Annotated in this window: 15 protein-coding genes; 6 read left to right on the top strand and 9 right to left on the bottom strand. The window is 59.1% G+C overall.

Annotated features, from left to right (window positions below):
• The first annotated feature begins 54 nt into the window (after positions 1-54).
• From CO664_RS26560 to CO664_RS26570, 3 genes are read left to right on the top strand one after another with little or no spacing between them, the layout of a single operon-like run.
• The gene (locus CO664_RS26560) at positions 55-603 is read left to right on the top strand and encodes a flavin reductase family protein (RefSeq protein WP_097540408.1); all 549 of its coding nucleotides are present in this window, start codon (positions 55-57) and stop codon (positions 601-603) included.
• A gap of 52 nt (positions 604-655) precedes the next feature.
• Complete coding sequence (locus CO664_RS26565) at positions 656-940, top strand: DUF1330 domain-containing protein (RefSeq protein WP_097540410.1); 285 nt, start codon at positions 656-658, stop codon at positions 938-940.
• A gap of 27 nt (positions 941-967) precedes the next feature.
• Positions 968-1,273 (top strand): putative quinol monooxygenase, encoded by a 306-nt coding sequence (locus CO664_RS26570; RefSeq protein ID WP_097540412.1) that lies wholly within the window; start codon positions 968-970, stop codon positions 1,271-1,273.
• A gap of 69 nt (positions 1,274-1,342) precedes the next feature.
• Here the strand turns inward: CO664_RS26570 and CO664_RS26575 are convergent, their stop codons facing one another.
• The 9 genes from CO664_RS26575 to CO664_RS26615 all read right to left on the bottom strand — a co-directional run bounded on the left by CO664_RS26575 (position 1,343) and on the right by CO664_RS26615 (position 7,345).
• Positions 1,343-1,777, bottom strand: a complete 435-nt coding sequence (locus tag CO664_RS26575; protein ID WP_097540413.1) for a DoxX family protein — start codon at positions 1,775-1,777, stop codon at positions 1,343-1,345.
• A gap of 180 nt (positions 1,778-1,957) precedes the next feature.
• Positions 1,958-2,734, bottom strand: a complete 777-nt coding sequence (locus tag CO664_RS26580) for an SDR family oxidoreductase (protein WP_097540415.1) — start codon at positions 2,732-2,734, stop codon at positions 1,958-1,960.
• Positions 2,735-2,745: 11 nt separating this feature from the next.
• Positions 2,746-3,192, bottom strand: a complete 447-nt coding sequence (locus tag CO664_RS26585; protein ID WP_097540416.1) for an ester cyclase — start codon at positions 3,190-3,192, stop codon at positions 2,746-2,748.
• A 26-nt stretch (positions 3,193-3,218) separates the two neighbouring features.
• Positions 3,219-3,992: an SDR family oxidoreductase gene (locus CO664_RS26590; protein ID WP_097540418.1), complete on the bottom strand. Its 774-nt coding sequence runs from the start codon at positions 3,990-3,992 to the stop codon at positions 3,219-3,221.
• 71 nt (positions 3,993-4,063) lie between these two features.
• Positions 4,064-4,672 carry an NAD(P)H:quinone oxidoreductase gene (gene wrbA, locus CO664_RS26595; protein ID WP_097540420.1) on the bottom strand — a complete coding sequence of 203 codons (609 nt, stop codon included), beginning with the start codon at positions 4,670-4,672 and terminating at the stop codon, positions 4,064-4,066.
• Positions 4,673-4,960: 288 nt separating this feature from the next.
• The gene (locus tag CO664_RS26600; RefSeq protein ID WP_337441801.1) at positions 4,961-5,125 is read right to left on the bottom strand and encodes a hypothetical protein; all 165 of its coding nucleotides are present in this window, start codon (positions 5,123-5,125) and stop codon (positions 4,961-4,963) included.
• A 111-nt stretch (positions 5,126-5,236) separates the two neighbouring features.
• Positions 5,237-5,380 (bottom strand): hypothetical protein, encoded by a 144-nt coding sequence (locus CO664_RS31385; RefSeq protein WP_234820010.1) that lies wholly within the window; start codon positions 5,378-5,380, stop codon positions 5,237-5,239.
• A 435-nt stretch (positions 5,381-5,815) separates the two neighbouring features.
• A complete protein-coding gene (locus CO664_RS26610) occupies positions 5,816-6,412 on the bottom strand; it encodes an NADPH-dependent F420 reductase (protein ID WP_097540421.1) in 597 nt (198 codons plus the stop codon).
• A 36-nt stretch (positions 6,413-6,448) separates the two neighbouring features.
• Positions 6,449-7,345, bottom strand: a complete 897-nt coding sequence (locus CO664_RS26615; RefSeq protein WP_097540424.1) for a pirin family protein — start codon at positions 7,343-7,345, stop codon at positions 6,449-6,451.
• A gap of 102 nt (positions 7,346-7,447) precedes the next feature.
• Between CO664_RS26615 and CO664_RS26620 the strand changes: the two genes are divergently transcribed.
• The 3 genes from CO664_RS26620 to CO664_RS26630 all read left to right on the top strand — a co-directional run bounded on the left by CO664_RS26620 (position 7,448) and on the right by CO664_RS26630 (position 10,287).
• A complete protein-coding gene (locus tag CO664_RS26620; RefSeq protein WP_097540426.1) occupies positions 7,448-8,362 on the top strand; it encodes a LysR family transcriptional regulator in 915 nt (304 codons plus the stop codon).
• Positions 8,363-8,536: 174 nt separating this feature from the next.
• The gene (locus tag CO664_RS26625) at positions 8,537-9,469 is read left to right on the top strand and encodes a LysR family transcriptional regulator (protein ID WP_097540427.1); all 933 of its coding nucleotides are present in this window, start codon (positions 8,537-8,539) and stop codon (positions 9,467-9,469) included.
• 161 nt (positions 9,470-9,630) lie between these two features.
• Entirely contained in the window at positions 9,631-10,287 is a 657-nt protein-coding gene (locus CO664_RS26630; protein WP_097540429.1) for a hydrolase, read from the top strand.
• Positions 10,288-10,467: the final 180 nt, after the last annotated feature.

The following is a 10,467-nucleotide window of genomic DNA, read 5'->3' on the forward strand; positions in this document are numbered from 1 at the left end:
AGGCCGGACCTGACGGGTCCCTGCCGAGGCAGGGACCTCTCAAGGGAGATTGACATGAAGGAAGTACCCGCATCTCAAGCCTATCGCGTCCTGGAACCTGGCCCGATCGTCATGGTCTCCACCAACGATAACGGCAAGCCCAACGTGATGACGATGGGCTTCCATATGATGATCCAGCACGAGCCGCCGCTCATCGGTTGTGTCATTGGGCCTTGGGATCACAGCTATCAGGCTCTCCGGAAAACCGGAGAATGTGTCATCGCTGTACCCGGTCTCGATCTCGCCGAAACCGTTGTCGACGTCGGGAACTGTTCGGGGGATCGGGTGGATAAATTCCAAAGATACGGCCTCAAGACGCGACCTGCCAAGGACGTGTCAGCCCCACTCCTCACCGACTGCCTGGCCAACATCGAATGCCGGGTCGTCGATACCAGGCTCTGCGACCCTTACGACCTCTTCATCCTTGAGGCGACGAGGATCTGGATCAACGAGAGCCGCAAAGACCGTCGAATGATGCATCACCGAGGTGACGGTACCTTCACCGTCGACGGCGGCACGCTCGATCTCAAAGACCGCATGGTCAAATGGCGCCACCTCCCCTGAGGAGGCGTCGCCCTCCGCTTCAAACTATATCGCCAAATCAAGGAGAAATCATATGTCTGCCTACCTCGTCGTTGATCTAGACATCCAAGATATAAAGTCGATCGAAGATTATCGGTCTAAGGCACTGCCGCTCGTCGCCAAAGCGGGAGGTCGCCTTATCGCCCTCGATGCCGCACCGCTTGGGCTCGAAGGCTGGGAATCTACCAACATGCTCATTATCGAGTTCCCGGAGAGGCAAGCGATCCGTCAACTGTTCGCGTCGCCTGAATATGCACCGCTCGCTGCCCAGCGGCAGGCCGCTGCCAGGTCGAGGATCATTGCAATCGACGGCGTGTAAATTTCGAGGCTGGCAGGGAGTACGGACATGGCCGAACTGACCAACGTTGCGTTCTTCAGGGCAAAGCCCGGTCGATCTGAGGATCTTGGCGCAGCACTTCTGGCACTTGTTTCGCCCTCGCGACAGGAAGCCGGAGGCGTTCGATACGAGATCCACCAGTCAATGGAATCGTCTGATGAGTGGATGGTGGTGGAAGACTGGCGCTATCCATCGGACTTCGACGAACACATGGCGACTTCGTATGGGCGGGATTTTCTGGTGAAGGTGCCTGATCTCTGTGTCACCGACGTCGAGATCAGAGGTTTCCAGCAGCGATCGGCGCCGCATGTATGACGACCGCATCATAGAAACGCAAAAGAGCCCGGGTCAAGGTCCGGGCTCTTTTGTAGCTTATGCGGAGAGTTAGCGGCGGGCATCGAGACTGAAGCGACCCGCACCGAATGCCACAACCTGCAGGAGGCCACCGGCCATTGCGACGTTCTTGAAGAAGTGGATGAACTGGTTCAGGTCGCTGAGGTTGTTGTGGAATGCCAGCGCCGTGGCAAGGCTGAACAGGGCAAGGACCAGGGCGACGATACGGGTCTGGAAGCCGAGGATCAGGGCAATGCTGCCCAGGATTTCGGTAACGACGGCTGCACCGTAAGACAGCGTCGGGAAGGGCAAGCCAACCACAGTGATATAGCCGATCGTCCCAGCCGGATCCGAAATCTTGCTGATGCCGGAAAGAAGGAAGATTGCGGCGAGCAGGATACGGCCGGCAAGGGGTGTGACGCCGTTGAAGAGGGCCGACTGGGAAAGAGTTTCAACGCGCTGAGCAATTGCATCTGAATAAGACATGGACGTTCTCCTTAAGTTGGGGCGTCGCCACGGTGGCTTCGTCGTGAGAAGAAATTGCCATTATCCGGGTGAGCGAAAAAGCTGGATAATTTCGCCGATAATCGTCGAGAAAATCGAATGATGAGGCAAAGAAAAACCCGCGCTGTTCAGGGCGCGGGTCCGACTGGAGTGTCGAAAAACTTATATGACGGAGAGAAGGCCTCCGTCTACAAGAAGGGCGGTTCCTGACACATAGCTCGACAGGTCCGATCCAAGGAAAGCCACAGCATCTCCGACTTCTGACGGTTTGCCAAGCCGCCGAAGCGGCGTCCTTTGAAGAAAGCCCTCGGAGGCCTGGGCGATACCTGGGCTCGTGCGAAGAAGCTCCGTGTCGATGGTGCCGGGTGCGACTGCATTGACGCGGATACCGTCGGGTCCAAGAGCGTCGGCCAGTGATTTCGCCATCAGCACCACACCGCCCTTGCTTGTGGAGTAGGCAACGGTGATGCCGGCGCCAGAGATCCCACCCATGCTCGCCATGAGGACAATGCTGCCCTGCTTGTTCAGTGCCTTCATCTGGCGCGCAGCTGCCTGGGCGCCGAACAATGGGCCATCAAGGTTGACCGACATCAGGCGGCGGTAATCGTCTTCTGGAACCTCCGCACCATCTGTCTTCAGCGTGATGCCTGCATTTGCCACCATGACATCGACGCCACCGAACTCCTTTGCTGCGGCAACCAGGGCGTCATTGTCGGCCTTGCGGCTGACGTCTGCTTTCACGAAAACGGATTGCGCTCCCAGTTTCCTGATCTCGGAGGCGGTTGGTTCACCGCCCTCGTGTGGTGCCTCTACGACGTCAGAGACGATAATTGCTTTGGCGCCGTGTTCGGCAGCCCGGACGGCGATGGCGCGGCCGATACCGCTCGATGCGCCGGTGACGATGACGACCCTGCCGTCGAGAATATGGCTGTTGCTCATTGTGGTGATCCTTAGTGTTCCGGCACTTTGGGAGCCGAGGAAGGCAGGGCGTCGAGTTGCTCCAGGAGGTAGTAGAGGTTGGCGACACCCCAGTGTTCGACGATCTGGCCGTTGCGAATGCGCATTGCGTCGACGGTTTCAAACTTGATCCGCCGGCCGGTTGGCTCAACTCCGAGGACCACGCCCCGATGCGTGCCGTGGTAGGTCTTGAAGGTTGTGACGATATCGCCATCGACCGCTTGCCAATGGATTTCGGCATGGAAATCGGGGAAGGCTTCGCGGAGCGCGTGGTACAGGCGGCGCGCACCTTCCTTGTCTGGTGTTCCGCCCGGCTGAGGCGTGTGGTCAAGAAAGTCGTCGGCAAAGAGCTCGTCGAACAGTTCAAAGTTGCCCTCGGACTGCACTTCGAGCGTATTGCGCCGGACGATTGATTTCAGTGCGTCATATTGGTCTGACATGGGATGATCCTTTCCTGGGCTCTGTGTCAGAGTTCAAAACCATCGATCGTCATGCCGCCATCGACGGTCAGCATGTGTCCGGTGACATAGGAGGCGGCGTCAGAGGAAAGCCAGATCGCGGCGGCCGCGATTTCCTCCGGCTTGCCGCCGCGTTTGGCGGGAATGGCGTTTTGGGCAAGTGCTGCAAAACTTGGGTTCTGCTGGCTGTTTGCCACGACCATTGGCGTTTCAGTCCAGCCTGGGGCAATCGCGTTGACGCGGATGCCATGGGCAGCATTCTCCATCGCGACAACGCGGGTCAGGCCTTGGACGCCGTGCTTGGAGGCGGCGTAGGCGCTCATGCCTCCAGGACCGGTCAGCGCTGCGACAGAGGCCGTGTTGACGATCGACCCGCCACCGCTGCGCTTAATCAGGGGGATCTGGTATTTCATCCCTAGAAACACGCTCTGCAGATTGACGGCGATGACCCGTTGAAAGTCTTCCAGCGGATAGTCTTCAATCCGCTTCGCAGGACCGGTGATGCCGGCATTGTTAAAGGCGGCATCGAGCCGACCGGATGCAGCGTCAATCTGCTCGACCCATCCCACGACCTGAAGCTCGCTCGCCACGTCGAGTTCAGTGATGAACGCCTGGCCGTCTTCGGCGCGGATGAGGTTGGCGGTCTTGGCGAGCCCGGCGGCATCGCGATCGGCGAGATGTACTGTCGCGCCGTCACGAGCGAGCCCGATTGCAATCGCCCGGCCGATCCCCGAGCCCGCGCCGGTGACAGCGACGATCTTGTTTGAGAAAAGTGCGGACATGACCTCTCCTTGCCAGCCGATCGCGATCGGCTGGTCTGGTTGGAGCTGAATTTATGAGTGGATTGGGAGCTTTATCTGCGGGCTGCGACGAGCGCTGCTGCTGTGCGCGCGACGATCTCGCCCTGGTGGTAGGCACCAGCGAGTTCGATCTGCGAGGGCTGGCGCGACCCGTCGCCACCAGCAACCGTGGTTGCGCCATAAGGAGCGCCACCAACGATCTCTTCCGTGCTCATCTGGCCCTGGTGGCTGTAGGGCAGGCCGACGATCACCATGCCAAAATGCATGAGGTTGGTAATGATCGAAAACAAGGTGGTTTCCTGGCCGCCGTGCTGAGTTGCTGTCGAGGTAAAGGCTGCGCCAACCTTGCCGTTGAGGGCACCGCGTGCCCAAAGGCCGCCGGCCTGATCGAGAAACGCCGCCATCTGGGACGACATACGGCCAAATCGAGTGCCGGTACCGACGATGATCGCATCATAGTCGGCGAGTTCCGCCACGGTCGCGATGGGTGCGGCCTGGTTGAGCTTGAAGTGGGCCTTGTCGGCGATTTCGAGCGGCACGGTCTCAGGTACCCGCTTGATTGTCACCTCAGCGCCGGTGCTGCGTGCGCCTTCGGCCACTGCGCCAGCCATGGTTTCGATATGGCCATAAGAGGAATAGTAAAGAACGAGTACTCTGGTCATTATTTGGTCTCCATCGGTTAATGAGGAATTCGATGGAGACAACTTCCGGGTTTTCGACATTTCGGGATAGGCGGATAATCTCTTGTGTTACGTTCGATGAGATTGGCATGTTGCCGCCTACTACAGCGTTCGCGACGCACTGAGTTTCCAAACAACTACATGGCGACTGCTTCGGGCGCTGAGCGCTCTGATAATGTGCCTGGCAATGGTGTGCGGCAGTTCATCTGCGTGACCTAGCTGCTCGAGCGCTACTGACGCCGTAACCAGGAAATCCCAACATAGGCTTAGTTAGGATGCCTTCAGGAGCGGCGACTGCTCCACCGTCTCGATCATGTCGTGAATGAGATCACCTGGATTGCAGTCTTCAAGCAGAGGCACGAGCCTTCCGGTGGCGAGATCGATCGCGACGTGAAAGAGTCCCAGTCGGGAAATACCGGGTCCGGCAAGCGCCACCTATTTTATCGTGTCGCCATTGTTGACGACCAGGCTTCCGGTGACCGGCTGGGCGACTTCCCGGCCCTGCCACAGGAAGAGCCGGGACGGGCTTTCGCCGTTGCAGTGTCTTCAGCCAAGGCGGTGGCGTTCAACCTGGGCGAGGAGAACCAGGCTTACCGCGCCGTTGACCGGATGGAAGGAAAGCGGCAACGGCATGCTGTCCGCTGCCAGGATGACCTGGAGGAGGTGAGCAGGAAGCTCAGGTCTGCCCACCAGCACAAGCTCCTCAACCGGGAAAGAAGAGCGCTCCGGCCACAAGGCTTACGGCGGGAAACGACAACGCGCCACCAAGCACGGCGAGCAGACCCCATAAGCTGCTGTCGCGGAAGAGCGCCAGGCAGCGCTGAGAAGCTGGCCCAGGATCCCGACCGGCAGAATCTAAGCCGCGCACGTGAACCACGCGGGGGTTCCTCGACCGAGACCTACGAACTTGTCACTGGTTTTCTCCATCACTCAGACGGCCTTCCTGGCGAGTTACTAATGTGGCCGCGATCCAGTTCTTGAGAGTGGCGGCATAGTTGGAGAGTCCATTCATCGTGACCGTACAGAACAGCCGACAGAAGCTGATGGAGGGCCCCATGCCGGTTTCAACCTTGGTTTAATCGTCCGGGCGGCTCGCCCGTCTGAGCACGGGCGAGCCGCATAACGTCAGTCTTTCAGCAGATTTAGCGCGACGAGCGGCCTTCCAAACTGCTGGATAGGACCGGATTCGGCCAGCGTTCCGAGATCGACGGGGGCAAATCCGAGCGCTGCAATCAACTCCGAGACCTGCCTATTGGCGTCCGAATGGTTGCCGGACAGGAACAACACGCGACTACCGGCTCCCTTATCCGGATCAGCGGCAAGAACAGCAGCAGGCAGGGTGTTGAAAGCCTTTACCACCTTGGCGCCGGGCACGAGCTCCGACACTATCTCCGTGGACAGCCGGCCGCCGAGATCACGCGGTTTGAACGCCGGAAAATCGATGGCGTTCGATGCGTCCACGACGATGCGGCCACCCCAGTCGCTGACCTGCGTGACGATTTCCGGGATGGCGTCGTATGGAACGGCAAGAATGACGACATCAGCTTGCAAGGCATCCTTCAACCCCGCTGCTTGGACCGAGCCGCCGAACCGGTCGGTGATAGAGGAAAGCGAGGCGGGACCGCGGCTGTTTGCGATGACAGTCGGGATCTGAGCGGCATTGAAGCGTTCTGCGAGGGCCGAACCGATAGCGCCGGCGCCGATGATTGCATAAGTAGCCATGCGAAAATCTCCTGTGAGGTGGTTGGATGGGTGAAGTCAGCGGAAGTTTTCAGGAAGGGGTATGAATTCGTCGTCGTCGGGCACGCCGGGGAAGCGGCGCTCGCGCCAGAGATCGGCCGCATGTCGGATGCGCTCCTGATCGGTTGCGACGAAGTTCCAGCGAATAAATCGCTTCTCGGGAAGCGGCTCGCCGCCGAAGGCGAGAAAACGGGCGGGCTCGGTCGCCTTAACGACGATTTCCGACCCAGGCTTGAAGACGAGAAGACGGTCCTGGCCGAAATTGCCGTCCTGCCCTACGATCTCGAGGGCGCCGGCGACGACAAAGATCGCCCGCTCGACATGTTCGCCATCGATCCGATACCGGGCACCCGCCTCAAGATGGACCTCGGCGGCGAAGAGATCAGAAAACACCGTGGCTGGCGACTGACGACCATGCAAGTTGCCAGCCAACAGCTTCATGCCAATACCTTCGCCGCTAACGGTTGGCAGCGAGCCTGCGTCGAGATGCTGGAAAAGCGGGGCGGTCTCTTCTGATTTCTTTGGCAGGGCAATCCAGCTCTGTAGCCCGGCCAGCTTCCCGCCAGTCGCACGTTGATGCTCTGGAGTCCGCTCGGAATGGACGATACCGGCGCCCGCGACCATCACATTGACTTCGCCGGGGCGGATCGATTGCACATACCGCTCGCTGTCGCGGTGCGTGAGTTCGCCCTCCAACAGATAGGTCAGGGTGGAAAGACCGATATGCGGGTGAGGTCGGGTATCGATACCTTCGCCCTCGCCGAAGCGTACCGGGCCGAAGCTGTCGAGGAAGATGAAGGGGCCGACCATCTGCCGCATCGGCGCAGGCAGTGCCCGACGAACCGAGAAGCCGCCGAGATCGCGGCTTGAGGGCAGGATGACCTGCTCGATATCGGCTGTGGAGATATGAGACATCGCCAGCTCCTTGGCTTGGTGAGTTTGATGATTCGAAGGTAGGAGCACTGGACGTTTCGGAAAACTCAGATAATTTCGCTCAAAACGGTCGAGGAATTCGAAATGTCTGACCCGGGGCAGCCTACGCTTGATCAACTGCGCGTCTTCATCGCGGTCGTCGAGACCGGCAGCTTCGCGGCGGCCGCCCGCAAGCTCAATCGTGCGACCTCCGTCATCAGCTACACGATCGCCAATCTCGAGGCCCAGCTCGGAGTGATACTGTTTGATCGGCTGTCGACGAAGAAACCGCAACTCACGCTCGAGGGACGGACGGTCCTTGCTGAAGCGCGGAGCGTTTCGAATGGAATCGATAATCTGCGTGCCAAGGTCAAAAGCATGCTGCGTGGCATAGAACCGGAGGTGCACCTTGCTCTCGATGTCATGTTGCCCGCTTCACGCGTGATGGATGCACTGAAGGCCTTCCGTAAGGAATTCCCGAGCGTGTCGCTGAGGCTATACGTCGAGGCACTTGGCGCGGTGACGCAAATCGTTCTGAACCGCACGGCTACAGTCGGAATTAGTGGACCACTGGATGTCGACGTCTTGGGTCTGGAGCGTATTGGCGTCGGCTTCGTCCAGCTCGTGCCGGTTGCCGCGCCTGACCATCCCCTTGCAGGCGGCTCTCATGCCCCGGGTGCGGCCCGCAGTCATATCCAGCTCGTGCTCACCGATCGCTCTCCACTCACTCAAGGCCATGAATTCGCAGTGGTCGGCACTCATACATGGCGGCTTGCCGACCTCGGCGCCAAGCACATGCTTCTGAAGGAGGGGATCGGCTGGGGGAATATGCCAGAGCCGATGGTGCGTGACGATCTGGCGGACGGTCGTCTCGTTCAACTGGATCTGCCCGACTGCAAGGGGGGCCCATACCGCCTGCAGGCGATTTACCGAACGGATACCCCGCCGGGTCCTGCCGGCCGCTTTCTGATTGAACATTTTCAAGCTCAGGACGCGAAGACGCCCATTACGGCTTGGTAGATTGCGCCCTCGCCGGAATGGCTAGCTGCTGAAAGGGCGCAGCCACGCTAGCGGGAACTCCGAATGATCCGTGAACGATGGTCACATCTGATCATCTCGCTGTTGCAATTTCGGCTCAGACCAATCAAATCGGGACCAGGGAGGGTAAAACGCAGCTGCGATAGTGGGGTTTGCATGAAGGGTCCGGGGACACCCACGTTTGATCAGTTGAAAGTCTTTCTTACCGTGGTCGACGTAGGGAGCTTTGCGGGGGCAGCTCGCAAGCTGAACCGGGCTACATCCGTGGTCAGCTACACCATCGCGAATCTGGAGGCGCAGCTTGGTTTTGCGTTGTTCGACCGCGATTCCACACGCCGGCCCTGTCTTACGGAGGCGGGAAGGATTGTGCTTTCCGAGACCCGCTCGGTTGCCAACGGAGTGAACCGTCTCCGGGCCAAGGCGCAGGGTCTTTTACAGGGACTCGAGCCTAGCTTGTCGATTGCTCTCGACGCGATGTTGCCGGCCTCCCGCGTGCTTGATGCCCTAAAAAACTTCCGCAGCGAGTTTCCTACGATTCCGCTGCAAATCCGCACCGAAGGCTTGGGGGCCGTTACCGATCTCGTGTTGAATGGAGCTGCGTCTATCGGTGTTTGCGGCCCTCCCGACGTGGACATCGACGGGCTCGACAGGATGGGGATCGGCAGTGTCGAACTGATTCCCGTCGCTGCGCCCGATCACCCGCTGGCCCTTGCCAGCGATAAGCGCATCGGTGCTGGCCGAGAGCATATCCAGATCGTTTTGACCGACAGGTCGGAGCGCACGAAGGGCCTAGATTTAGGGGTGGTTGCAACCCACACCTGGCGTGTTGCCGATCTTTCGACAAAGCACATGCTGCTTCTCGAGGGCCTCGGTTGGGGCAACATGCCTGTGCCGATGGTTCGAGATGACCTGATATCAGGCCGCTTGGTAAAGATTGACTTGCCCGACATCAAAGGTGGGAATTATCGCTTTTTTGCCATCCACCGATCTGACACTCCACCGGGACCCGCAGGAACGTTCCTCATGGAGACGTTCGCCAACCAAGTTCCAGATTGGGCACTGGGGACCTGCGACGTTCATGCTCTCTAAGCTTTCTGGATTCGCAGAGCTCTAATCTGCAGCACGCAACGTTCGATTTTATCGCACTCCGTGAACGATTTTATCGCACTTTTTCACAAAGTGAGCTCGTGGCAGCTTGTATTCCGCAATCCAGCGCACGGGTAACCAACTGTTTTAATTAAGGAATAGCAATGACAAGCGTAGCTTTCTCGAAGACCGGGCTTGAGGCAATGCTGACGCCGGACAACTGCGTCCTGATGCTCATTGATCACCAGCCTTTCCAGGCTGCGGCCGTCAAGAATGTTGACGTTGCCACGATGATCAACAACACCGTTTCGCTCGCCAAAACCGCCAAGGCCTTCGGTGTCCCCACGCTTCTGACAAGCGTTCTCAAGGACAGAGGCGGTCTGATCTTCAAGCAAATCACGGATGTCTTTCCGGAGCAGACCCCAATCGACCGCACGTTCATCAATACCTGGGAAGACGAGCGTTGCGTCGAATGGGTTAAGGGTACCGGCCGCAAGAAAGTGGTTATCGCCGCACTTTGGACGGAAGTCTGCCTCGCATTCCCCGTCATTCATGCCCTTGGTGATGGCTATGAGGTCTACTTCGTGACGGACGCCTCAGGCGGCACCAGCGTTGAAGCGCACGAAATGGGAATCGCCCGCATGATTCAAGCGGGGGCCGTGCCACTGACATCTGGTGTGTTCATGGCCGAACTGCAGCGCGATTGGGCGCGCTCCGAGAGCGCTGCCAAGATCGCCGACATCATCCTCGAGCATGGCGGAGCTACTGGCACTAGCCTGGCTTGGGAACTGCAATTGCTCGCAGGACCGCATCGCGCATAGGCGCAGCCTTGAATGGCCTGGCGCCGGCCAACGGTGTTGTCGGCGCCAAGCCCTTGGTTGATGACGATTGGGCGAGTGCGCCCAAGTGGAAGCTGCGTTTATTTGAACTGAGCGGCGTTCGCGCCGCCAGCGGATCATAATCGTCACGCGGAACGCTGCAACGGAGCAGCCGGGACCTAT

Origin of the sequence: Sinorhizobium sp. NG07B, assembly GCF_002532005.1 — a bacterium.
GTDB classification, from domain to species: Bacteria; Pseudomonadota; Alphaproteobacteria; order Rhizobiales; family Rhizobiaceae; genus Sinorhizobium; species Sinorhizobium fredii_C.

Bases quoted from the DNA above. Each gene is read 5' to 3' on its own strand.
- CO664_RS26560 (WP_097540408.1), top strand. From the start codon at position 55: ATGAAGGAAGTACCCGCATCTCAAGCCTATCGCGTCCTGGAACCTGGC.
- CO664_RS26565 (WP_097540410.1), top strand. From the start codon at position 656: ATGTCTGCCTACCTCGTCGTTGATCTAGACATCCAAGATATAAAGTCG.
- CO664_RS26570 (WP_097540412.1), top strand. From the start codon at position 968: ATGGCCGAACTGACCAACGTTGCGTTCTTCAGGGCAAAGCCCGGTCGA.
- CO664_RS26575 (WP_097540413.1), bottom strand. From the start codon at position 1,777: ATGTCTTATTCAGATGCAATTGCTCAGCGCGTTGAAACTCTTTCCCAG.
- CO664_RS26580 (WP_097540415.1), bottom strand. From the start codon at position 2,734: ATGAGCAACAGCCATATTCTCGACGGCAGGGTCGTCATCGTCACCGGC.
- CO664_RS26585 (WP_097540416.1), bottom strand. From the start codon at position 3,192: ATGTCAGACCAATATGACGCACTGAAATCAATCGTCCGGCGCAATACG.
- CO664_RS26590 (WP_097540418.1), bottom strand. From the start codon at position 3,992: ATGTCCGCACTTTTCTCAAACAAGATCGTCGCTGTCACCGGCGCGGGC.
- wrbA (WP_097540420.1), bottom strand. From the start codon at position 4,672: ATGACCAGAGTACTCGTTCTTTACTATTCCTCTTATGGCCATATCGAA.
- CO664_RS26610 (WP_097540421.1), bottom strand. From the start codon at position 6,412: ATGGCTACTTATGCAATCATCGGCGCCGGCGCTATCGGTTCGGCCCTC.
- CO664_RS26615 (WP_097540424.1), bottom strand. From the start codon at position 7,345: ATGTCTCATATCTCCACAGCCGATATCGAGCAGGTCATCCTGCCCTCA.
- CO664_RS26620 (WP_097540426.1), top strand. From the start codon at position 7,448: ATGTCTGACCCGGGGCAGCCTACGCTTGATCAACTGCGCGTCTTCATC.
- CO664_RS26625 (WP_097540427.1), top strand. From the start codon at position 8,537: ATGAAGGGTCCGGGGACACCCACGTTTGATCAGTTGAAAGTCTTTCTT.
- CO664_RS26630 (WP_097540429.1), top strand. From the start codon at position 9,631: ATGACAAGCGTAGCTTTCTCGAAGACCGGGCTTGAGGCAATGCTGACG.